This window comes from Mesorhizobium sp. dw_380, from assembly GCF_018588885.1.
Classification (GTDB): Bacteria; Pseudomonadota; Alphaproteobacteria; order Rhizobiales; family Rhizobiaceae; genus Mesorhizobium.
In genome coordinates this window covers 16,808-38,957 of record NZ_JAFFIW010000046.1, presented here as the reverse complement: position 1 = coordinate 38,957, position 22,150 = coordinate 16,808, and the positions used below count along the sequence as shown (strand labels likewise).

The window sequence follows — 22,150 nt, the reverse complement described above, 5'->3', positions numbered from 1 at the left end:
CGGCGCTCATGAACTCAGCGGCCCCAGATGCCCTGGCCGGGTTCCTCCGCAGCAGATTGCATCGCAGCCGGCATGCCGTGGCGGGTCATGTCCGGCTTGCCTGTCGAAGCGGTGTAGGTGTTGTCGACGGCCGGCTGGTTGACGGGGCGCTGGCCAAAATGGTCGCTGCCTGCAAAGGCGCTGGTGGTGGCGACGAGAATGACGGCGGCGGCGAAAGCGAGGTTTTTCATGATGATCGTTCCTGTTTGTTGAGAGATTGGTCGAAGGCGGCAGCGCGTTTCAGTGACCCCAGAGGCTGTCGTTGTTGTGCTTGGTGATGATGTCCTGCACCGAGCCCTGGCTCGGTCCGGTCGTCACCTTGGTGTCGACGCCGGCGCGGCGTGCCGTGTAGGGGATCGAAGCGGTCGCACCGGTGTCGACCGGAGCGACAGGCTGGTTGGCATTGTTGGCGCCATGGTCGCTGCCGGCAAAGGCAGCGCTCGAGGCAAGCAACATCGCAGCCACGCCGAGAGCGAGCTTGGTCATTTCGATAATTCCTTGTTTCGTTTCTTCAGGTCGCGGGCCGCTGGATTGGCCCCGCTGAAGTGAAGACCCGGCAGGGCCGCGCTTTATTCCCGAGGGCTGCGAGATTTTTTCGGGAGGGAAGGCATTAGGGGCCGACCTCCCGGAAGGAGGATGAGAAAGCGCGCCGAGACACACTTCAGAAACAATTTTCAACAGTTCGGAAAAACTGGCGAAAAGATCGGATGGCATAAGCATCCCGCGGCGGCCGGAAAATGGCCGGGGCGCAACGCGCACGGGGTGGTTACCGGCAATGCAACGAGGTTCGAACGGATGGATGGGCATGGCGCTCGCCGCCAGCCGTGCCGCAACGGTGCGCCCGCCTGCGCCCCGCGCCCGTGCTCCCGAACATGTGAACACGGAGCGGCCGGTTCCGTGATACCGGCCCGCGCAAAGAGGGGTGCGACTCCGGTCGGAATCCGGGCTCTTCCTTTTTGGAAGCGCCAGTCCTCCATCAACAACGGTCAAGTTGCAGCGGCGGCGACAATGCCTGCCGGCGCGGCGGCGTGATCGATACGTGCCGGTTCGGCAGGATGAGAAAGATTTAGAAATGGACCACGGTGTCGATATCGCCGAACTGGACAGGGAAGCGGCACGATCGGGCAGCGAGCCCGCAACGGGCGAAACGCTTGCAAGGGCTGCCTCCGGCTTCGGAATGCTGGCGCGCCCGCAGGTTCTGACCGGCGCCGACTTCGCCCGGGAAGGCCAGCCCGACGAGCGGCTCGATGTGGTTTTCGAGAATCTGGCCGAAACATTCGCCGCGTTGCCGGCGGTGATCTGCGAAGGCCGCGTCTGGACCTATCAGGAGCTGAACAAGCGCGCCAACCAGTTCGCCCGTCTGCTGGTCGAACGCGGCGTGCGGCCGGGTCACCGGGTCGGGCTTATCCTCGACCGGTCGGCTGAGACCTATGTTGCGGTGCTCGCCGTGATGAAGGCGGGAGCGGCCTTCGTGCCGCTGGCCACCGCGTTCCCTGAGGAGCGCATGACGCTCATCATCGAAGACGCCGGTGTGAGCCTGATCGTCACCATCGCCGCCTATGCCTCGCGGGCCGGCCAACTGCCGGTTCCCCATGTGCTGATCGACGGTGCCGCCGCCGAGATTTCCGCACGCTCCGACGCGCCGCTGCGGCTCGATGCGGCGCCCGCATCCGACGACACCTGCTACATCCTCTACACGTCCGGCACGACAGGCAGGCCAAAGGGCGTCGTCATCCGGCACCAGAGCTTCGTCAATTTCATCCGGGTCGCCGCCGCGTCCTACGGGTACCGCCCGGGCGATCGCGTCTACCAGGGCATGACCATCGCCTTCGACTTTTCTTCCGAGGAGATCTGGGTGCCATTCGTCGCCGGCGCGACGGTCGTGCCGGCGCCTGGCCCGCTGACACTGGTGGGCGAGGAACTGGCGGATTTCCTGCGCCACAATGAAATCACCTGCATGGCGTGCAGCCCGACGCTGCTGTCGTCCATGGCAAGCGACGTGCCCAGCCTGCGCACGCTGCTGGTGGGCGGCGAGGCTTGCCCGCACAATCTGGTGGTGCGCTGGTCGCGGCCGGGACGGCGGATACTCAACACCTATGGCCCGACCGAGGCAACCGTCACCGCAACGATGGGCGCGCTGACGCCCGACAAGCCTGTGACCATCGGCGCGCCGCTGCCCACCTACTCCATCGTCATCCTCGACCCCGACGTGCCGGCACTTGCCGAGCCGGGAGAGCTGGGCGAGATCGGCATAGCCGGTATCGGGCTCGCCGTCGGCTATCTCAACAGGCCTGATCTCACCGACCAGAAATTCATCGCCGATTTCCTCGATTTGCCGAACAATCCGTCGCGGCGCATCTACCGGACCGGCGACCTTGGCCGGATCAACGACGACGGCGAGATCGAGTATGCCGGGCGCATCGACACCCAGGTGAAGATCCGCGGCTATCGCATCGAGCTCGGCGAGATCGAGGCGGTGCTTTTGGACCAGCCCGACATCGCGCAGGCTGCCGTCACCACTTGGGAGATCGAGCCCGGCCGCGTGGAACTCGTTGCCTATTTCGCGCCAAAGGCCGGCCTGCCGCCGCTGTCGCGCTCCGACATTGCCAGCACCATGAAGCGGCGCCTGCCGGATTACATGGTGCCCTCCTATCTGGAGGAACTGCCGGCGATCCCGATGACGGTTTCCAACAAAGTGGACCTTCGCCAGCTTCCGAAGCCGACGAGCCTCAGGCTTTCCGCCGACCGCGAGATGGTGGCGCCCGGCAATGACGACGAGCGCTTCCTCGCCGACGCGCTGGCCGCTGTGCTGAAATTCGACGCGGTGTCCGTCGAGGATAATTTCTTCGACGACCTCGGCGCCAATTCCCTGCTGATGGCCCATTTCTGCGCGCGCGTGCGCACCAGGAAGGAATGGGCGACGGCTTCGATGCGCGACATCTATCTCTATCCGACCGTGGCGCGCCTAGCCAAGCACCTGCGCGTGCCCGAAGAGATGACGACGGCCACCAACGAGCCGGTTCTCACCCGTCAGGCGTCGAATTTTGCCTACTGGACCTGCGGAGCCGCGCAGCTCGCCTTCTATGCTCTCTACAGCTATGTGGCGCTGTGGGCGTTCAATGACGGCCTCAACTGGGTCTATGACGCGCTCGACGACCCGCTGCAGCTCTACATCAGGTGCGTGGCGCTTTCGGCCGGCGTGTTCTTCGGCATGACGGGCTTCGCCGTTGCCGCCAAATGGCTGCTCGTGGGCCGCTGGAAGGCGGAAAGCTTTCCCATCTGGGGCCTTCGCTACTATCGCTTCTGGGTCGTCAAGACATTGATCCGCACGGCGCCCGTCGTCCTGTTCCGCGGCAGCCCGCTCTACAGCATCTACCTGCAGCTGCTGGGAACCAGGATCGGGAAAAACGCGGTCATCGAATCCAAGTCCGTGCCCGTCTGCACGGACCTGATCTCGATCGGCGCCAACACCATCCTGCGCAAGGAATCGATGATCCTCGGCTTCAGGGCCCAGGCCGGCTACATCCACACCGGACCGCTGACCATCGGCTGCGATGCCTTCATCGGCGTCGGCTCCACTCTCGACATCGACACGTCGATCGGCGACGGCGGCCAGCTCGGCCATTCGTCGTCGCTGCAGCGCGGGCAAAGCATCCCCGCCGGCGAACACTGGCATGGTTCGCCGGCCGTGCCGACCACGGCGGACTATTGCAAGGTGCGCAACGTGGATCCGTCCCATGTTCGGCGTGTCCTCTACGAAGCGGTTCAGCTGATTGGGCTGTTCGCCATCGTCACCCCTCTGCCGCTCCTGTTCCACAGCTACTGGGAGAATGTCGGCGACGACTATCAGGAAACGATCGGCGTTGTCGCGATCGGCACCACCGTCACGCTTCTTGGCTACATCGCCGTGGCCTTCCTGGCGGCGACGCTGGTCCCGCGCTTGATAAGCCTGGTGCTGAAGCCGGGCCGCACCTACACGCTCTACGGTTTCCGCTACTGGTTGCAGACCGTTGCCGAATTCACCAGCAATTCCCGTGTCCTGGGGCTGCTGTTCGGCGACAGCTCGGCGATCGTGCACTACATGCGAGCCATCGGCTGGAACCTCAACAAGGTGGTGCAGACCGGCTCCAACTTCGGCTCCAACCAGCAGCACGAGAACCCGCTGCTGTGCGAGATCGGCACCGAGACCATGGTGTCGGACGGGCTGTTCATGATCAACATGCACAAATCCGCCACCGCATTCCGGCTCGAGCCGACACGGATCGGCGAACGCAACTATCTCGGCAACAACATCTACTATCCGCCGGATGGACGCACGGGCGACAACTGCCTGCTCGGCACCAAGGTGATGATCCCCGTCGATGGGCCGTTGCGCGAAAATGTCGGACTGCTGGGCTCGCCGGCCTTCGAGATCCCGCGCATGGTTAACCGCGACAAGGAACTCATCGCCGGCGTCGACGAGGCGGATCGGCGCCAGCGCATCCCGCACAAGAACCGCCACAATCTGGTGACCATCCTCCTGTTCGTGGCAACGCAATGGGTCATGCTGTTCGCCACGCTGGCGATCTGGGACCGGGCGCTGAACTACTATACCGAATGGGCGGAGGTCGCGCTCTTCGTCGCCGTGCTCCTGACCTCGGCCATCACCATTCCGTTCTACATCCTGGTTGAGCGGGCAAGCCTTGGCTTTGGCAGGCTGAAGCCCCAGATGACGACGATCTACGACGTCGCATTCTGGCGCCACGAACGCCACTGGAAGCTCGCCGATTCACCGATCGTGCGCCTGTTCAGCGGCACGCCGTTCCGGCCGATGATCCTGCGCCTGCTGGGCGTCAAAATGGGCAAGCGGGTCTATGACGGCGGCAGCAACCTGACTGAACGCTCCCTGGTGGAGATCGGCGATGATGTCACCCTCAACGAGGGCTGCGTCATCCAGGCCCATTCACTGGAAGAAGGTGCGTTCAAGTCCGATTACATCCGCATCGGCAATGGCTGCACGCTCGGGCCTTCCGCCTTCGTCCACTACGGCGTGGTGATGGGCGAAGGGTCGGTGGCCGACACGGATTCCTTCGTGATGAAGGGCGAAGAGCTGGAGCCTTACTCCCTGTGGCGCGGCAACCCGGCCAAGCTGCACCGGTTCGTGACCCCGGTCACGGACGATGGCGAAAAGTGACGGATCGTCCCGCGAGATGGTGGAAATCCGTCTCGTGCCGGTGACCGGGGCCAACCGGGCCCTGGTCGCGTCCCTGGAACTGGCGCCGGGTCAGATCGATTTCGTCGCGAGCAACGCGGAATCCCTGGATGAAGCCAGATCGGACAGGGACGCACGGCCACGCGCCGTCATGGCCGGCGATCGTGTCGTCGGATTCCTCATGTACGAGGCGCCGCGGGACGACGACGAGGCGCGCATCTATCGCTTCATGATCGACCGCTCCAGCCAGGGCAAAGGCTACGGCAAGGCGGCCCTGCGCGAGGTGCTGGGCGAAATCCGCGCCCTTGGCCACGTCAGGCACGTCTCGATTTGCTACGAACCCGAGAACGAGGCGGCACGACAGCTCTACCGTGCCGCCGGTTTCGTCGAAGAAGGGCTCGACGAGGATGGCGAAATGATCGCCGATCTCATCCTCGCGGCGGGCGATCGTTGACGTCCTCCCTTGAAGGCGAACTGCTGGAGGCAATGACCGCCATCGCGCCCGCAAGTGTCCGCGTCGGATGCCGGCTGATACGCCATGGGGACGAGGCCCATCTCTTGGCCGGGGAAGCGCGTTCCATTCCCGCGCGCCAGCCGGCGATGCGGCGCGCGAGCGGTGCCGCCCGCTGGATCGCGCACGGGCTGCTGGCCGATATGGGCATCAGCGACGTCGCCATCTTGCGCGCGCCCTCCGGCGCGCCGGTCTGGCCCGGCGGGATGACGGGTTCGCTCGCCCATGACGACGACATGGCCGTGGCGGCGGTTGCACCCGTTGGCCGCATCGCCTCGCTGGGCATCGACGTCGAGCCCGCACAGCCCCTGCCCGACGAACTCCAGACGCTCGTTGCAACCCCCGCGGATCGGACAGGCGCGGCGCCCCTGCATCTTGCCGGCCGCATCCTCTTTTCAGCCAAGGAAGCGGTCTACAAGGCGGTCTATCCGCTTGATCGCGAGATCCTGGGCTATGAGGACATCACGGTCGACCTCGACGCGAGGCGCGCGGCGACGAAGACGGGCCGCAAGGTCCGCCTCGCCTACTGCATTGCCCCGCGCGTGGTCGTCCTGGCGTTTGTGGAGGCAAATGCGGGATAGGATCGGGAGGCAGCCTTGTGGACTACGCCTTGACGATCTCCCGATAGGTCCTCACTTCGCCATCCAGCCCTCGTATCCGCCAGGTCTCGCCGTCTCGCCCCTCGATAGGACACGGCCCGAGCGGCACCTTGCCGCCGCCTTCCGGCAGGTCCAGCACATAGACGGGATTGCAGATGCCCGACAGCCGCGCCCTGAGCGCCTCCACCAGCGCCTGGCCCTCGGCGATCGTGGTGCGCCTGTGCGCCATGCCGCGCGCCAGGTCGCCATGGTGCAGGTAATAGGGCTTGACGCCGAGCCGGTACATCAGCTCGCGGCAGAGTTCTTCCAGCGCCTCGACGCTGTCGTTGATCCCCTTGAGGAGAACGCTCTGGTTGAGCAGCACGAAGCCCGCCTGCCGCATCGTCCGGCAGGCTGTCTCGGCGGCGGCGGTGATCTCGCGCGCGTGGTTGAAATGGGTGACGACGGTGACCATCAGCCGGCCCTGCAAGGCCGCGACCAGCCCCGATGTGATGCGCGACGGCAGCGCCACCGGTACCCGCGTGTGGATGCGCAGCAGCCGCACATGCGCAATGGCCTCGATGCTGGCGCGGATCTCGGCCAGTGCGGAGTCAGGCAGCGACAGTGGATCGCCGCCGGTCAGGATCACCTCGCGGATCTCGGGATGGTCCGCGATATAGGCCAGCGCCGGCTCCTGCGCCTCGCGCGTATAGCCACGGCCGATCGAGGTCAGCGATTCCTTGCGGAAGCAGAAGCGGCAATAGACAGCGCATTGATAGGTCGGAAACAACAGCACCCGGTCGGCATGGCGATGCGTCAGCCTGGGCACCGGGCTGAAATCATGATCGGCGATCGGGTCGCCAAGCTCGCCGTCCGCCTCCTCCAGTTCCCCCGGCGACGGGATCACCTGCGCCCGGATCGGGTCGGCCGGGTCGTCCCAGTCGATCAGGTCGAGATAGGTTTTTGGCACGCGCACCTTGTGGCGGCTGGCAGCTTCCTGGGCGGCTTGGCGCTCGGCGGGCGACAGCGGCAGGCGGTCAAGATCGCGCACATGCCGCACGCCCCGGCGGACATCGTCCTGCCAGGTGGCGTCGGGTGCGTGGATTGCGTCTTTGAGGTCGGTCATTGCAGGTCTCGGAGTGGTCGGCTTGCGCGGACCTATCGGCCGGATGGGGGGGCGCGGTCAACCATCACGGTAAGCCAACCAGGACCGCCGCGCCCTACGGCGCCCCCCTCTGCCAAACATCCCAACCTTCACACAGTCTGCCCTCTCCTCTCGGCCATCCCCACAAAAGCACTCTCAATACTTTCAAAGCTCAGCTCCGGATAAAGCACACCCGCTTCCGATGTGGCCGTCTCCAGCGCGGTCTCGCCGCGGATCCAGAATGCCCGGAGCAATCCGAGGCCGGGGACTGCCGCGATCATCGCGTCCAGCTCGTCGGCGTTCATGTGCTTGATACCAGGCGAGCGGCCGCTCACCTGGCGCCACAGCTCGATCATCTCGCTCTGCGTGATCCTGTTCTGCGCGATGCGGATTTCGCGGCGGACGGTACCGGGATCCTCCAGCGCGCGCATGGTCACGGCGGCGATGTCCTTTTCGCTGACGAAGGTGGCCGGCACATTACCGTCGCCATAGAGCGTGACCTCATCCGGCGGCAGGGAAGTCGAGCCGAAGCGCGTCAGGTCGCCCAGCGTCGCCACCCAGGTCGAAAAGAAGCCGTTGGTGTAGATCACCGTATAAGGCAGATCGGCTTGCCTGACGGCCTCGAAGACGGCTCGCTTGATATCGAGCGGTTCGATCGAGCCGGGAGCCGCGGCGGCAAAGTCGAGGCCGAAACCGGCGGAGGGCACATAGCGCGAGACGCCGGCATCCCTGACGGCGCGCACCAGCGTCATCTCGCTGGCCGAGCCAACATGCACCGAACTGATGACGCGATCCATCTTGCCGACAACGCGCACGAGGCTGTCATAATCGTCGAGATCGCCGATTTGCACTGTGGCGCCGAGGTCTCGCAGCGGACGCATCCGCTCTTCATTGCCTGCGGTTGCCGGCCGGACAAGGACATGCAGGCTGTCGCCATTGCGCGCACTCGCCTTCGCCATTTCGCTGCCCAGAAGTCCCGTCGCGCCGATGATCAGGGTGCTGCTCATATCCCCCTCCCATTGCCCAGAATTCCATTGCCAAGGATGGAACCGTCCCAGTCGCGCTCCAGGCCGATATCGCGCAGGCGGCGGTGTGAAAGCCGGGAAATCCGACGCAGCACGCGGCGGCGCTCCAATGCTGCCGTGCTTCGCATGGCAAGGCCGCTCATCGCGGCGCCGATATGTCCAAGGGTGAAGTTCATTATTCGTCTCCTGTGCTTGGTCAGGCGCAAGCGTGCCGGTGCCGCCCAAAGGGCAAGCATGACGATCGCTCACACTCATGTCTGGTCTTCAGCGCATCGGTGATCCGGGAAACCCGATCTGGATGCGCGGTACGCCTTGGATATTGGGCATTTCCGGGCTGGACGACAAACGACTCTTTGTGCAGGATTTGTGAGCAACGCTCACAGGTCGAGATCATGCCGCGCAGACTGCCGCCCCTCACCGCTTTGCCCGCCTTCGACGCCGCCGCCCGGCATTTGAGTTTCTCCAAGGCCGCGGACGAGCTCAACCTCACCCATGGCGCGGTCAGCCGCGCCATCCGCAACATCGAGGATAGGCTGGGCATCCAGCTTTTCGACCGGGGAACGCGATCCGTGCGGCTGACCGCCGTCGGTGCTGCCTACGCGGTCGAGGTCGGCAAGGCGCTGGACCAGATCGCCGCCGCGACCATCGCCGCCACGCCCGACCGCTCGACGCGCATTCTCAATGTCAGCACATCCGACGGCTTTGCCGGCCGCTGGCTGGTGCCGAGGCTGCATCGCTTCCACCGCGCCAATGCCGACATCGACGTCCGGCTTTCGACCTCGGGCGTGCTGGCCGATTTCGTCAGCGACGGCATCGACATCGCCATCCGCTATGGAAGGGGCGACTACACCGGCGTAACCGCCGAGTTTCTTGCCGATGAAGAGGTCTTCCCGGTCTGCAGCCCGGAACTCATGGCGTGCGAACATCCGCTGCGCCGGCCCGAGGATCTCCGGCATCACAAGCTGATCCACGACGCCTTCCGCATCGACTGGGCGACATGGCTGCAACAGGCCGGCGTCGACGGCATCGACCCCAAGCGCGGCGTGCGCTTCGATTCCGCCACCTTCGCCGTCGAGGCAGCGGTGCATGGCGAGGGCGTGCTGCTGGGCCGAAGCGCGCTGGTATCAGCCGACCTGGCGGCAGGTCGGCTGATCCGGCCCTTCGACCTCGCGCTGAAATCGGCGGCCCGCTACTATGTCGTCTATCCCGAAGGCGCGCTGCGGCAAAAGAAGATCAGGGCGTTCCGCGACTGGCTGTTCGCCGAAATCGCGGCCGACTGGGTTGGGGCAGGCAAGGGCGAATGAAGCGCCGCGCTGCCCCCCACCCCGCTGCTACGCAGCGACCCTCCCCACAAGGGGGAGGGTGAGGAAACGCTCTGCCCGCCGGCGGGGCAAAACCCTTATGCAACTCCGGAAAAGGCTAGGCTCCCACCTCCCCCTTGTGGGGAGGTCGGACCGAAGGTCCGGGTGGGGGTGCTGGCGCAAACCTTGCAGGACCTGGGTTGCCCACGACGTCGGGAGCGGTGGCCAGCTCGGCTCGGTCAGTAGTCGTTAGTGACGCGATAGTCTTCCGCCGACGCCGCTCTCGGCGCTCTACCCGCAGAACCGGCAGCTCTCCCCGCGCCTGCGCGTCTTCCTCGACTGGGCCGCGCGCATCTTCGCCGAGGCGAACCTTAGAGCAATTCCAGGAAAAGTGTGTAGCGGTTTTCCGTCCGGAATTGCGTCACAAGAAGAGCAATTCCAGGAAAAGTGTGTAGCGGTTTTCCGTCCGGAATTGCGTCACAAGAAATGGCAGCGGCGTTGCTCATCGGCGCCGTCTGGTGTCATTGTTGCCGCCACAGCACGCCATGGGGAGATGGTGCGCCGGCAGGGAGGATTGCCATGATCAGGACACAAGCCGGCTTGCCGCGCTACGAGGATGCTGTTCTGCGCTTTCGCATCGAAGATGAGATCGCCAGGCTCGATGGCGACCCGGCGACCGGCATCAACGCCTATGTCGAATGCTGCGGCCGCCACACGGGTGAGAACCGGCTGGCGCTGCGCTCGATCTCGGCCGGGGGCGAGCTCAGGCAATTCAGCTTCGACGATCTCGCTGACATGTCGGGCCGCGTCGGCAATCTGCTCAAGAAGCTGGGCGTCGGCCCCGGCGACGTCGTGGCCGGCATGCTGCCGCGCGTTCCCGAACTCGTGGCGCTCATTCTCGGCACCTGGCGCATCGGCGCCGTCTATCAGCCGCTGTTCACTGCTTTCGGTCCCAAGGCCATCGAACACCGGCTGGGCTACAGCGGGGCCAAGCTGGTGGTGACCAATCCGGTCAATCGCGGCAAGCTCGACGAGATGGAAACCTGCCCACGCGTGGCAACCATTCTCGGCCCCAGTGACACCCTGCCCCAAGGCGACATCGATTTCCGCGCCGCCCTTGCGGCCGCCTCGCCCGACTGCGAACCGGTGATGCGGAGCGGCGAGGATCTGTTCATGATGATGTCGACTTCCGGCACCACGGGCCTGCCCAAGGGCGTGCCGGTGCCGCTCAGCGCGCTGCTCGCCTTCGGCGTCTACATGCGCGATGCCATCGGGCTTCGCCCCGACGACGTCTTCTGGAACATCGCCGATCCCGGCTGGGCCTACGGCCTCTACTATGCCATTACGGGCCCCCTGCTGCTCGGCATCGCCACCACCTTCAACGAAGGCGCCTTCACCGCCAAGAGCACCTATGACGTCATCGAGCGGCTCGGCGTTACCAGCCTCGCCGGCTCGCCCACTGCCTTCCGCTTGCTGCTCGCCGAAGGACCCGACGCCGCCGCCCGCATCAAGGGCCGGCTGCGCGTGGTGAGCAGTGCCGGCGAGCCGCTCAACCCGGAAGTGATCCGCTGGTTCGACGCCCATCTCGCCGCGCCCATACATGACCATTACGGCCAGACCGAAAACGGCATGATGGTCAACAATCACCATGGCCTTGCGCATCTTGTCCGCGCGGGCTCCGCCGGGTTCGCCATGCCGGGCTACCGTATGGTGGTGCTGGACGACGAAGGCCATGAACTTGGCCCCAACCAGCCCGGCATTCTCGCCGTCGACATCGCCAACTCGCCGCTGCGCTGGTTCGACGGCTACCACCAGGCGGAAACGCCGGCGATTGTCGGCGGGTATTACCGCACCGGCGACACGGTGGAATACGAGCCCGACGGCTCGGTGTCCTTCATCGGCCGCGCCGACGACGTCATTACCTCGTCGGGCTACCGCATCGGCCCCTTCGACGTCGAGAGCGCGCTGATCGAACATCCCGCCGTCAACGAGGCGGCGGTGGTCGGCGTGCCCGACCCGCAGCGCACCGAGATCGTCAAGGCCTTCGTCATCCTGGCGCCCGCCTACCAGGGCAGCCCCGAACTCGCCGAGGAGCTGGCACAACACGTCCGCAAACGGCTCTCGGCCCACGCCTATCCGCGTGAGATCGATTTTGTCAGCGAACTGCCGAAGACGCCCAGCGGCAAGATCCAGCGGTTTTTGCTGAGGAAGGCCGAGGTGGAGAAGCGGAAGGGGTGAAGCGGGGCACAAAGGTAGAAACTACGTTTTCTAGCCAGTCACCACCCAGGCCTCCGAACGACTGATTGGGGCCAGAAGCCGACTGGCAGCCTCGCTCAATCGAGGCCGAGACGCAGCACCCATCTGCCAACTCACCAGGAACCATGAAGTGAGCTGCGGGTTTGGCTGGGATGCCGACACGTTCGGTCCAACCATCCACATCCAAAGGAGAGCACGATGACACGAGCGAGCAAAGCCACAGCAGTTGCCGCGGTGTTGGCTATGTTGGCCTCGCCGGCACTAGCCCAGACGAGCGGGACACCTGCGCCCGCAGTACCGGGAGAGGATCATGGAGCAGAACAGTCGCCCGGAGTGAGCGAACAGAGTCAAGACTCCATGCGCGAAATGATGCGCCAAATGATGAGTGAGATGCTTCAGAATAGACAGCAAGGAGATCGCGGCCCCCGAGCGGACCGTCGAGGTGGCGACCGCTGGCATCGCGACTACAGAAACGGCCTGCCCGAAGGGCGGCCGATGACGGAAGGCCGCGGTGGTATGGGCGCCGGAATGATGCATGGCGCAAAGATGCGAATAATGTTTGCCATAGTGGATGCCGACGGCGATGGTTCGCTTTCGCAGACCGAGGTTCAGAATTTCATCGGACGCATCTTCAACGCCGTCGACGAGAACGGAGATGGCAGCGTCGACATGGAGGAAATCCGATCCTTCTTCCACGGAGCCGGCAACGAGGAGGCGGAGTAGACTCGAGGGGCACGCCAGCACCTTCTTGTTTAGCTGGCCATCTCAACAAATCGATCAGCGAAGTTGGCAAGTGCGTTCCAGTCAGTGAATTCGTGATCGCGCTCGGGGCTCGGATCGCCGCTCTTCATGACGACGAATTTGACGAACTGCTCCTGAAAGTAATCGTACTTGGTGAAGCGCAAAGCACCCCCGAGAAGGAGGGTCATGCGTGGTTGCCACCCTGTCACGGAGACGAAGCGATCCACGTAGTTTTGCGCTTCCGTCTTTTGGTCTTCCAGCGCCGCCGACAGACTGACGGATATGAGGGCTGAAGGCTTAGTGTTCAGCAGTTCGTGATGCGCAAAGACGAAGTTCGTGACGGCTTCCTGGTGGTGCTCCTGGTGGACCGACGCGGCAATGACGAACGCGTCGAAGTGTCCGAGCTTCAAATCGGATGCGAGCGCTGCGCTATCTAGCAGCTCGACTTGGTGCCCGCGCTCGCGAATATGCGTTGCCGTCCGTGCGGCAATTTTCCGCGTCTGGCCTTCGGTCGTTCCATAGACAATCAGGATATTCACGATATTCCTCCGACAGCAACGCCCACGTCGGTTGCCGAGAGGTGGAGTAGCCTCTGCTAGCCGCTGGCGAGCGCGGCGTCTGCGCAATCTTCCTCGACTGTCAGGAAACCGATCTAACCTCGATCCGCTTTGCCGCTGCCTCCGGAGCTCTCGGAATGGCGAGGTGAAGCACACCGTCCTTCATGTTCGCCTCAATTCCATTGATGTCGAAATCCCCGGAGAGAGTGAACTGCCGCTCGAAATCGCCGACCTCATACTCGCGATAGGCCTGGCTGTAGCCCTCGGGCGTATCCTCTTCGACGCGGCCATAGATCGACAGCACCCGCTTCTCCAACGTGACCTCCAAACCCTCCGGGCTGACGCCGGGCAGGTCCGCAACGACGACGAGGCCCGTTTCAGTTTCGTAGATGTCAACCCATGGTACGAAGACCAGCCTCTCGTGGGTCCGCTCGCCCGCGTCCTGCTCCGCGGACAGCTTGCCCTCCAGCTCCGGTTGGCTAGTCGGCGTGGCCTGAGACTGCCTGCTCCCCTTCGTTCCCGCTCTCGTGGTCTCCGGCTTAGCCATGACCCGCCTCCTTGCTCGCCTTCACGTGAATGCGCCTGGGCTTGTCCTCTTCGGCCCGAGGAAGATCCAGAGTCAGTACGCCATTGACGAGATCCGCTTCAACCTTGTTCGGGTCGACCACAAACGGCAATGACACAGTCCGCACAAACCGGCCTCGACGACGCTCACGCCGGTGGTATCCCCGCCGGGCTTCCTCAGTTTCGGTTTGCCGCTCTCCGCTGAGCGTAACGGAATCTCTGTGAATCAAGATGTCCAAGTCTTCTGATCTTACAGCAGGCAGTTCGGCGGTGATGATGACGCCGTCCTGGTTTACGAAGATATTCACCGCCGGGAATTCCTGTCGGCTCACTTCGTCTTGGAGGCGGCGTATGTTGCGGAAAGGATCTGCGCCGAATAGCATTCGTGCTATCATTGTCTCCTCCTCGGAAAGCCGCGCCGCAAGGCGCTCGGGTTCCCTCGATGTACAGCAGGGCCACTCCCCGCTCTTCACCGCCCATCGGCGGTGCGCCATAGAGCGATGAGTCCCGAGCCCGCGGCTCCCACCTTCCAGCTCTGAACTTAACTCCAGAGTCGCCTAGGTGGTGCCGCAGGTTCGCTCATCATGTTTCACTGGCAATCTGGTTTACCTGCCTGGCTCCCATTCGCTTGAACGGTTCTCCATGGTGTATGGCCAGTTTGTCTCCGCATGACGATGAAGAAGAATGCCCAGATGGCACTTTGTTGCTTTGATCTGAATCAATTCGAACAGCTCATTGGATGGTTCCGCCCCGATCCCCTTTTTAGTTCGAAGCTGATCGACGACCCGCAACTTGCCATCCTTGTACAAACCATTGCCGATCCGACCGATGCCGATTTGGGTTCTCGGGGCCAATAGTCAAAGTAGAACCCCCGACCCAGACGGAGGTTGCTGCCGTTAACATCTATTCACCGTACAACGTCCTATAACGGGGCGAAGCGGAAATGCTTTCCTGACTCACCGAAGTCAGCTCCTGATGCAGTCGAGGCAAAAACCGCGTCAGCTCCTCATCAGGCCAGTGACAGCGTCGAATGACCAGTTCGGGTGGGTTTTTCGCCAATCGGAACGAGCAAGCAGCGGGACCAACACCAGATGGCCCAATTCTAGGGGAATCAACCCATCACTCCGGTAGGGGCACCGAGGGTCCTGCAGGCACAGAAAATGTCATCGTCGACTTGCGAGTGCCGATTTTCGCGGAGGGCAATCGTGATGGAAGGCCGAATTTCGAATGAGCGCGATGACGCCGGATTTCGGTCGAATCCCAAAGCGCGTGTGCGGCGTGCGCGAAGCCCACCATACACGAACGACTACTTGACCGTGAAGATCGTCCACATCCCGGATGTGAAGTGACCTGGAATGTTGCAGAAGAGAAGGTACGTGCCCGGCTTTAGATCGAGCCGCAGGGCGGCAGTCTTATTCGGATCGAGCTCCGAGACTTCGCCTAGAATATCCGGCATTTTATCCTCGTCCACCCTACTCTCGCTGCTGTTATATGGAAACAGCCTCGACAAATCCCTGAGCCGCGTGATGATCATTTCGTGGATTGTGTCCTTCGATGAGTTGAGAACCTCGAACGTTATCTCGCCAGCTTTGACTGTGTCCACGCTAAGTGCAACGCCCATCGTCACCTTTGACATATCCTTGCCGGCCGCGGGAAACCCGAGGTCGGTCGCCATAGCCGTTTCCACTCCCTTGTCCCAAAGCGATACGTTTACCACCGTCCCTGCGGCTTGGGATGGACTCGCCGTCGCCACTCCGATGGCCAAAGCCGCGATCGGCAGAAATGCGCGGATAGAAAGTGGCCTTCCAATCGCGTTACGTTTGAACATGATCGAACCTTCCATCTAACCAGAGTGACGCCAGTAGAATAAGTGTCCGAACCATGAAACGCATTGATCCGAATCAATGAATGACCCAGGCGACCGGACGCTCCCTGAATCACCGCCGCCGGTCTCGGCGCGATCGCGCTGCTGTAACGCCTAAGGGTGCTTGATTCCGGGTGAGTCGCGAAGCAAGGCTAGAGTATTCGAAAGGGATGCCACTCTTCGCGGAGCAGAACAGTCGCCCGGAGTGAGCGAACAGACTCAAGACTCCATGCGCGAAATGATGCGCCAAATGATGAGTGAGATGCTTCAGAATAGACAGCAAGGAGATCGCGGCCCCCGAGCGGACCGTCGAGGTGGCGACCGCTGGCATCGCGACTACAGAAACGGCCTGCCCGAAGGGCGGCCGATGACGGAAGGCCGCGGTGGTATGGGCGCCGGAATGATGCATGGCGCAAAGATGCGAATAATGTTTGCCATAGTGGATGCCGACGGCGATGGTTCGCTTTCGCAGACCGAGGTTCAGAATTTCATCGGACGCATCTTCAACGCCGTCGACGAGAACGGAGATGGCAGCGTCGACATGGAGGAAATCCGATCCTTCTTCCATGGAGCCGGCAACGAGGAGGCGGAGTAGACTCGAGGGGCACGCCAGCCAGCTCGGAGTCGCCGGCGTATGGCTCATCCACGCCCAAAGTGCCTACCCCGGTAACAAATTGATCCCGTCAACAATCGCAATTGATGTGCGCGTGATGTGCACGACTGTTAGCTGCAACGTCAGGCCAGCCTTCGAAGACGGTCATGACCCCGGATTGGATCGAGTGCGGTAAAGCTGACTACAACACTGCCGAGGATCGCTACGGTAATCGTTGTACAGAAAGCCTTGGCCTCACGGGATCGCCGATCCAGCGCCTCCGGCCAGCGGAACATCTCGGCGACGGCATAGGCAGCCGAGCCGGCAAGCAAAAGACGGCCAGCATGCCGGTGCCGATGATGCCGGCCCGCACCGTCCTGAGGAATGTGGACTAGGCATGAATGGCACCTTTGTGAGTATCCACAGGGGTCGCCACGCGCCGTCTTGATGCCGGTTGGTTCGCCCTACTTCCCCTGCAGCAGGTCCATGAATGGCGGGAAGGTCAGCAAGATGCCTACCGCGAGAAGGGCGAACGAGATCAGGTTCACTCTTGCCATCGGAACCGCAGCGGTTGCCCAACGACGCGCCAGAATGAACCAGGCGACAAGCCAGATGACGACCGCCATGGTGGATACGCCGGATAGTCCGCCGCTCGGACCATAGAAGATGAGCAGCTTATTGATCGCCGGAAATGCATCATTTGCGAGCGCCAGTATCCCAAGAGCGGCGGAGCCGATGCCGGCAGCGAGGATCGCCGCGGCGCCGGGTCCGTTAGGCAGGGTCTCACCGGAAAGTGCCTTTGAAGGCGATATGGTTTCGGGCTTCTTCATGGCTATTCTCGCTCCTGCACCTGAATGATGTGGATTGCTGGGCCGCCGCGCACAGGCGCGTATTTGTTGAGAAAAGCGCCAAACGCTCCAGCTACGCCGGTTGCAGCAAAAGCGACCACGACGAAGGCCATCACGGCGGTGCGAAGATGACGCGGGCGGGTAAGCCCGGCGCCATACTTCGCCGTCACGTAAGCGACCATGGTGATCGCGATCGGCGCCAGCCAGGCGACGTGCTCTTTCCACTCCATTCCGAGGCTATGCCAGGCCGACGTGTCGGGACTCGAGTTCAGCAGGAACTTCGGATAGAGCGACAGATCGGTGGTGCCGGCAGGCGGAACCGCACGATACCACGGATAGACCATATACGTGCCCGAGAGTACCGCAGCCCAGGCAAGGACGACCATTGCGATCAAGTACCATCGCAAGAGACGCTGCGCTCCCGGTGTCGGCAGTATGGCGGCCGCAGGAGCCGATATTCGGTAGAGTTCGGCGACAGCCCCTGCAAAGGCAAGCATGAATAGCGCGCCAAAACCCATTCCATGAAGGACGGTCAAAAGATCACGCAGTGAGATTTCCATGACGCTTTCCCCTTCTAACTCTGTGACATGTTACATTTGGGGGCATGTGAACACGTTGACGTAGATCAAAATGCGTCGCCTTCGGCCGGCGACATGGGGGGCGCCGCGAGCAGTCATTCGGCTTGCTCTTGAGACCCAGGTTTGACGTCTCTCTGCCTTTTATAGCGATGGGTCACGCGCCCAGGAGAAAGCCGTAGGTGGGTGCGAGCGCGCGGACCCCGGCAAAGTCCCTAGGACGAACTAGAGGCAGCGACCCTCGTCGAGCGCATAAGCAGACGAGCCGTCATGGTCGTAGCGAACAGACCGAATACAGCGAGAGCATCCGTCTCAGGGCCTCGCTAGGTCTTGGAAGACCGTGCAGTCCAGATCGGGCCAGTCTTGACTCAGGTCAGGCCAAACTCCTCATCGATCGTCCGCTTCGCCGCCAATTCTGATAGTTAAACAGGTGCGATTGGATGACTGCTTCCAGGCGCATTGCCGTCATACGCAGGACTGGCAGCCGGGGCTCGATCAAGGCCCGCTGACCGAACTCAGTGCGCCACGCCATCGGATGCGTGCAGCAGCCTCCAGGTCGAGCCGAGACGCCAGTCGAATTGCGAAACAAAATGCTTCGCGGCCACGTCCTCCAGTCCGTCATCGACGAGCGCCTCGATGCTTCGTCGCATCAAGGCAAGCTGCATCTGCCTGGCGTGTTCCAGGTCTGCCTCTCGCATGATAGCCGTGACGTGGTAGGCGACGACGGGTTGGCCGAGGCACGACAACAGCGCGTTGGCCTCGGCTGTCACCGCCGTAACTGCGTCTTCGATGTTCATTCTGGCGCTCCTCATCAAAAATGATGCTGGCGCCTCCCCGCAAGGCGACGGTGGTCCGTCGCTTCTTTTTTAGATTCGGACTGCTTTAGATTCAGACTGCCGCGCGACCGGAAGCGGCGCGCCAAGCTGACGATTGCTGCCTTCCCTCGAGCAGCCTCGTTCGGCCCAAAAACAGTATCCGCCAAATTTGATTCAAAGGCGACCGGATAGTTAATCGATGGTTAATGGGAACGCTTGCATCCCTCCCCGATGAGGATGCTTCGCCTCGACGATCGCTGCCGCGCAATAGCCGCAAAGCTGCCCGATGGCTGGCAGCCTGGTTGATCGCGACAAGGAAGGGTCAAATCATGCGGCTGGTCTGGACGGTCATGTTCGCGCTGGCGAGCAGCGCGGCTTTCGCGGCCTCGCCTGAGGACGACTATATCGCAGCGCGCGACAAGGCGATTGCAGTCATCGCGGCGCTCAATAGCGCGAACGCTCCCGTGGAAACGCTCGATGCCGCCGACGCCAAGGCGCGGACCGACCTCGAAGCGCGCCTTTCCGCAATTCTCGGGCCCCTAGCGGTCAAGGATTTTCCGCCAACCGGCACCATCAATCTGGAAAGCCTGAGCGACGCCGATGTCGGCTATGGCATGCTCGACGGGCTGCGATACACCAAGAGCGATGATGGCCCGAGCCTGTTGGCCACGACCCGCGGGCTGCTCGACCGCTGGCTCCAGGCCCGGTCCGCCGAGACGGACCCGAATTTCAAACTGCCCACCGGCATCGACGAGGCGCTGAAGCTCGACGCCTTCTACACCCAGGCGATCAACAGCGACGCCGCCTTCATGGGCACGCTCGACTTTCCGCTGAAGAAGCCTGATGGCGCCGACATCGCCATCGCGCGGCTCGGCGGCTGGACGCAGGACGTCGGACCAATCTACGAGCAGCAGGTCGTCGTCACGATCGTCAAGGGCAACAGCGTCCTGATCGCCTCGGCGTCGGCAACACCCCCTGTTCCCAAGATCGCGGCCTGCGAGGCCCTGTGGACCGCCGCCGACGAAGCCGCGCAGAAACTCGCCGCCCAGGCGTCCGGCCAGCAGGATGAAAAGACCTACGACGCCGCCAACGCCGCCTGGGAAAAAGGCGACGGCGACTATCGCAAATGCATGGGCGAGCAATTGCCGAAGGACCCGGCCTTCCCGGCTCTGCTCGGCGAGGCGCAAACGCTGGCGGATGATATAGAGGGGAAGTAAGGCGGAACGTCGGCGCTGCCCCTCACCTGCCTGCCGGCATCCTCTCCCCGTATAGTGACGGGGAGAGGGGTGCTGTCGTCACCGATTTCGCCGTTCACCAGCGTTGCAAAGAGGGTGTCTGCGTTTCGGCCAGTCCCCTTCTCCCCGTCACTATACGGGGAGAAGTGCCCGGCAGGGCGATGAGGGGCGGCGCCGAAATCTGTAAACTGGCGATCTTGTTGCCTTCACATCCCGTCACGATATTGTCGTCGCGCTGGCACCTGCCGGTTGCCAGCGCAATAGAAAATGGTTGAAGGATGAACCTGGAACGCGCCTCGGCGCGGCGGGCGGATGAACAGCGTGGGAAAATTTCAATGACGACGGATACGAAAGCGACGGAAACCAGGGCGTTCGAGGCGGATGTTTCGCGGCTGCTGCACATGATGGTGCATTCGGTCTATTCCGATAAGGACGTCTTCCTGCGCGAGCTGATTTCCAATGCGGCCGACGCTTGCGAGAAGCTGCGCTTCGAGGCCGTCAGCCGTCCTGAACTGCTGGCCGACGACCCCAAGCCGCGCATTTCGATTTCGGCCGATCCCGACAACAAAGAGATCACCGTCGAGGACAATGGCATTGGCATGAGCCGTGACGACATGGCCGAGGCGCTGGGCACGATCGCCCGCTCGGGCACACGCGCCTTCATCGAGCGCGTCGAGACAGGCACCGAGGACACGCAGCTCATCGGACAGTTCGGCGTCGGCTTCTATTCCGCCTTCATGGTGGCGGAACGGGTCGACGTCATCAGCCGCCTGGCGGGAAGCGAGGAAGCCTGGCGCTGGTCGTCCGACGGCAAGGGTTCCTACGAGATCGCGCCGGCGCCGCTCGAAGCCGCACCCAAGCGCGGCACGCGGGTCGTGCTGCATCTCATGGACGACGCCGTATCCTACACCGGATCCTACCGGCTCGAGCAGCTGGCCAAGTCGCAGTCGGGCCATGTGCCGGTGCCGATTACGCTGGTGGAAAAACCCGGCGCCGAGGCGCGCGATATCGCCGACGGCACGGCGCTTTGGGTCAAGCCGAAGAGCGAGATCACGCCCGAGGAATACACGGACTTCTACCGCAGTGTCGCCGGCCAGTATGACGAGCCCGCCGCCACCATCCATTTCCGCGCCGAAGGCCGGCAGGAATACTCAGTGCTGGCCTTCGTGCCCGGCTCGCGTCCCTTCGACCTGTTCGACCAGGATCGCAAGGGCCGCATGAAGCTCTATGTGCGCCGCGTCTTCATCACCGAAGATGCCGACCTTCTGCCGCGTTACCTGCGTTTCGTGCGTGGGCTGGTCGATTCCGCCGACCTGCCGCTCAACGTCTCGCGCGAGATGATCCAGGAGAGCCCGCTGCTGGCCTCGATCCGCAAGGGCCTGACCAATCGCGTGCTCGGCGATCTCACAAAACTGGCCGAGAACGAGGCCGAGGCCTACGCCAAGATCTGGGAGGATTTCGGCGTCGTTCTGAAGGAAGGGCTTTACGAGGACCATGAGCGGCGCGAGCAATTGCTGAAGCTCGCCCGCTTCCGCTCGACCAGTTCGGGCGAAGGCTGGCGCGGCCTTGCCGACTATGTCGCCGCGATGAAGGAGGGCCAGAAGGCGATCTTCTTCATGGCCGGCGACGACCGCGCCCGGCTCGAAGCCTCGCCGCAGCTCGAAGGATTCAAGGCACGCGGCATCGAGGTGCTGCTCTTGACCGACCCGGTCGACAGTTTCTGGGTGACGATGGCGCCGGACTTCAACGGCAAACCGTTCAAATCGGTGACGCAGGGCGTGGCTGAATTGTCCGACATCCCGCTGCTCGACGAGGCGAAGAAGCCGGAGACGGTGGCGACGCCCGAGGTCGACGGCTTCCTGGCTTTCGTCAAGGCAGCACTTGGTGACGCCGTTTCGGATGTGAAGGCTTCCGACCGCCTGACCGAAAGTGCCGTCTGCCTGGTCGCGCCCGAACATGGCCCCGACCGGCAGTTCGAGCGGCTGCTCAATGCCGCTGGCCGCCTCGACAAGGCAGCCAAGCCCATCCTCGAAATCAACCCGCGCCACGAACGCGTGCTGGCGCTTGCGGGCCTTGGCGAGGACGAGCGGGATTTCAAGGAAGATGCCGCCCATCTCCTCTACGACGAGGCACGCGTGCTCGACGGCGACAAGCCGGCGGACGCCAGGGCGTTCTCCCAACGCCTTGCTCGCCTGATCGAGCGCGGCCTGCCGAAGGGCTGAGGCGGCGGACCAGCACCATCGATCTGATTGTCGATCAGGCCCGCAAGGCCGGGTTGAACTACGCCTGCCAATGACGAGCGGTGCCGTTGCGC

The 22,150-nt window shown here is 63.1% G+C and carries 23 protein-coding genes and 1 pseudogene; 12 read left to right on the top strand and 12 right to left on the bottom strand.

The window, feature by feature from the left end:
- Window positions 1–14: 14 nt before the first annotated feature.
- Window positions 15–230, bottom strand: coding sequence for a DUF680 domain-containing protein (locus JT360_RS28660; protein WP_214476033.1), 216 nt, complete (start codon window positions 228–230; stop codon window positions 15–17).
- Between the two features lie 49 nt (window positions 231–279).
- Window positions 280–525 (bottom strand): DUF680 domain-containing protein, encoded by a 246-nt coding sequence (locus JT360_RS28655; protein WP_214476031.1) that lies wholly within the window; start codon window positions 523–525, stop codon window positions 280–282.
- 586 nt (window positions 526–1,111) lie between these two features.
- Here JT360_RS28655 and JT360_RS28650 point away from each other — a divergent pair.
- Genes JT360_RS28650 through JT360_RS28640 form a run of 3 tightly spaced genes read left to right on the top strand, consistent with a single transcriptional unit; the run spans window position 1,112 to window position 6,322 of the window.
- Window positions 1,112–5,212, top strand: coding sequence for a Pls/PosA family non-ribosomal peptide synthetase (locus JT360_RS28650; RefSeq protein ID WP_214476029.1), 4,101 nt, complete (start codon window positions 1,112–1,114; stop codon window positions 5,210–5,212).
- Entirely contained in the window at window positions 5,199–5,684 is a 486-nt protein-coding gene (locus tag JT360_RS28645) for a GNAT family N-acetyltransferase (RefSeq protein ID WP_250889139.1), read from the top strand. The genes JT360_RS28650 and JT360_RS28645 overlap by 14 nt, the downstream gene beginning before the upstream one ends.
- A gap of 32 nt (window positions 5,685–5,716) precedes the next feature.
- Window positions 5,717–6,322 carry a 4'-phosphopantetheinyl transferase family protein gene (locus JT360_RS28640; RefSeq protein ID WP_214476027.1) on the top strand — a complete coding sequence of 202 codons (606 nt, stop codon included), beginning with the start codon at window positions 5,717–5,719 and terminating at the stop codon, window positions 6,320–6,322.
- Between the two features lie 22 nt (window positions 6,323–6,344).
- On the opposite strand, the gene JT360_RS28635 is transcribed toward JT360_RS28640, so the two are convergent.
- The 3 genes from JT360_RS28635 to JT360_RS28625 all read right to left on the bottom strand — a co-directional run bounded on the left by JT360_RS28635 (window position 6,345) and on the right by JT360_RS28625 (window position 8,664).
- Entirely contained in the window at window positions 6,345–7,445 is a 1,101-nt protein-coding gene (locus JT360_RS28635) for a KamA family radical SAM protein (protein ID WP_214476025.1), read from the bottom strand.
- A 128-nt stretch (window positions 7,446–7,573) separates the two neighbouring features.
- Window positions 7,574–8,470: an NmrA family NAD(P)-binding protein gene (locus JT360_RS28630; RefSeq protein WP_214476023.1), complete on the bottom strand. Its 897-nt coding sequence runs from the start codon at window positions 8,468–8,470 to the stop codon at window positions 7,574–7,576.
- Window positions 8,467–8,664, bottom strand: coding sequence for a DUF1127 domain-containing protein (locus tag JT360_RS28625; protein WP_214476021.1), 198 nt, complete (start codon window positions 8,662–8,664; stop codon window positions 8,467–8,469). The genes JT360_RS28630 and JT360_RS28625 overlap by 4 nt, the downstream gene beginning before the upstream one ends.
- A 216-nt stretch (window positions 8,665–8,880) precedes the next feature.
- Between JT360_RS28625 and gcvA the strand changes: the two genes are divergently transcribed.
- The 4 genes and pseudogenes from gcvA (at window position 8,881) to JT360_RS28610 (ending at window position 12,768) form a co-directional block, all read left to right on the top strand.
- Window positions 8,881–9,792, top strand: a complete 912-nt coding sequence (gene gcvA / locus JT360_RS28620) for a transcriptional regulator GcvA (RefSeq protein WP_214476018.1) — start codon at window positions 8,881–8,883, stop codon at window positions 9,790–9,792.
- A 268-nt stretch (window positions 9,793–10,060) separates the two neighbouring features.
- A pseudogene (locus tag JT360_RS33810) lies at window positions 10,061–10,162 on the top strand (LysR family transcriptional regulator); the annotation flags it as partial.
- A gap of 206 nt (window positions 10,163–10,368) precedes the next feature.
- Entirely contained in the window at window positions 10,369–12,027 is a 1,659-nt protein-coding gene (locus JT360_RS28615; protein WP_214476016.1) for an acyl-CoA synthetase, read from the top strand.
- Between the two features lie 216 nt (window positions 12,028–12,243).
- Window positions 12,244–12,768, top strand: coding sequence for an EF-hand domain-containing protein (locus JT360_RS28610; RefSeq protein WP_214476014.1), 525 nt, complete (start codon window positions 12,244–12,246; stop codon window positions 12,766–12,768).
- Window positions 12,769–12,797: 29 nt separating this feature from the next.
- On the opposite strand, the gene JT360_RS28605 is transcribed toward JT360_RS28610, so the two are convergent.
- From JT360_RS28605 to JT360_RS28595, 3 genes are all read right to left on the bottom strand, one after another.
- Window positions 12,798–13,325 carry a flavodoxin domain-containing protein gene (locus tag JT360_RS28605; RefSeq protein ID WP_214476012.1) on the bottom strand — a complete coding sequence of 176 codons (528 nt, stop codon included), beginning with the start codon at window positions 13,323–13,325 and terminating at the stop codon, window positions 12,798–12,800.
- A gap of 100 nt (window positions 13,326–13,425) precedes the next feature.
- Complete coding sequence (locus tag JT360_RS28600; RefSeq protein ID WP_214476010.1) at window positions 13,426–13,890, bottom strand: Hsp20/alpha crystallin family protein; 465 nt, start codon at window positions 13,888–13,890, stop codon at window positions 13,426–13,428.
- Window positions 13,883–14,302, bottom strand: a complete 420-nt coding sequence (locus JT360_RS28595) for an Hsp20/alpha crystallin family protein (RefSeq protein ID WP_250889138.1) — start codon at window positions 14,300–14,302, stop codon at window positions 13,883–13,885. Before JT360_RS28595 ends, JT360_RS28600 begins: the two co-directional genes overlap by 8 nt.
- Before the next feature lie 273 nt (window positions 14,303–14,575).
- Here JT360_RS28595 and JT360_RS28590 point away from each other — a divergent pair, with 273 nt between their 5' ends.
- On the top strand, window positions 14,576–14,764 hold the full coding sequence (locus tag JT360_RS28590) for a hypothetical protein (RefSeq protein ID WP_214476008.1): 189 nt from the start codon (window positions 14,576–14,578) through the stop codon (window positions 14,762–14,764).
- Between the two features lie 449 nt (window positions 14,765–15,213).
- On the opposite strand, the gene JT360_RS28585 is transcribed toward JT360_RS28590, so the two are convergent.
- Window positions 15,214–15,735, bottom strand: a complete 522-nt coding sequence (locus tag JT360_RS28585; RefSeq protein ID WP_214476007.1) for a sulfocyanin-like copper-binding protein — start codon at window positions 15,733–15,735, stop codon at window positions 15,214–15,216.
- 241 nt (window positions 15,736–15,976) lie between these two features.
- Here JT360_RS28585 and JT360_RS34155 point away from each other — a divergent pair, with 241 nt between their 5' ends.
- Both JT360_RS34155 and JT360_RS28575 read left to right on the top strand, forming a co-directional pair.
- The gene (locus JT360_RS34155) at window positions 15,977–16,366 is read left to right on the top strand and encodes an EF-hand domain-containing protein (RefSeq protein WP_352128636.1); all 390 of its coding nucleotides are present in this window, start codon (window positions 15,977–15,979) and stop codon (window positions 16,364–16,366) included.
- Window positions 16,367–16,530: 164 nt separating this feature from the next.
- A complete protein-coding gene (locus JT360_RS28575; protein ID WP_214476005.1) occupies window positions 16,531–16,758 on the top strand; it encodes a hypothetical protein in 228 nt (75 codons plus the stop codon).
- Window positions 16,759–16,827: 69 nt separating this feature from the next.
- Here JT360_RS28575 and JT360_RS28570 read toward each other — a convergent pair whose 3' ends face one another.
- From JT360_RS28570 to JT360_RS28560, 3 genes are all read right to left on the bottom strand, one after another.
- Complete coding sequence (locus JT360_RS28570; RefSeq protein ID WP_214476002.1) at window positions 16,828–17,193, bottom strand: hypothetical protein; 366 nt, start codon at window positions 17,191–17,193, stop codon at window positions 16,828–16,830.
- Between the two features lie 2 nt (window positions 17,194–17,195).
- Window positions 17,196–17,771, bottom strand: coding sequence for a hypothetical protein (locus JT360_RS28565; RefSeq protein ID WP_214476000.1), 576 nt, complete (start codon window positions 17,769–17,771; stop codon window positions 17,196–17,198).
- A 530-nt stretch (window positions 17,772–18,301) separates the two neighbouring features.
- Complete coding sequence (locus JT360_RS28560) at window positions 18,302–18,583, bottom strand: hypothetical protein (protein WP_250889137.1); 282 nt, start codon at window positions 18,581–18,583, stop codon at window positions 18,302–18,304.
- A 347-nt stretch (window positions 18,584–18,930) separates the two neighbouring features.
- On the opposite strand from JT360_RS28560, the gene JT360_RS28555 reads away from it, so the two are divergent.
- Together JT360_RS28555 and htpG are read left to right on the top strand one after the other, a co-directional pair.
- On the top strand, window positions 18,931–19,818 hold the full coding sequence (locus tag JT360_RS28555; RefSeq protein WP_214475997.1) for a hypothetical protein: 888 nt from the start codon (window positions 18,931–18,933) through the stop codon (window positions 19,816–19,818).
- Between the two features lie 353 nt (window positions 19,819–20,171).
- Window positions 20,172–22,058, top strand: a complete 1,887-nt coding sequence (gene htpG / locus JT360_RS28550; protein WP_214475995.1) for a molecular chaperone HtpG — start codon at window positions 20,172–20,174, stop codon at window positions 22,056–22,058.
- Window positions 22,059–22,150: the final 92 nt, after the last annotated feature.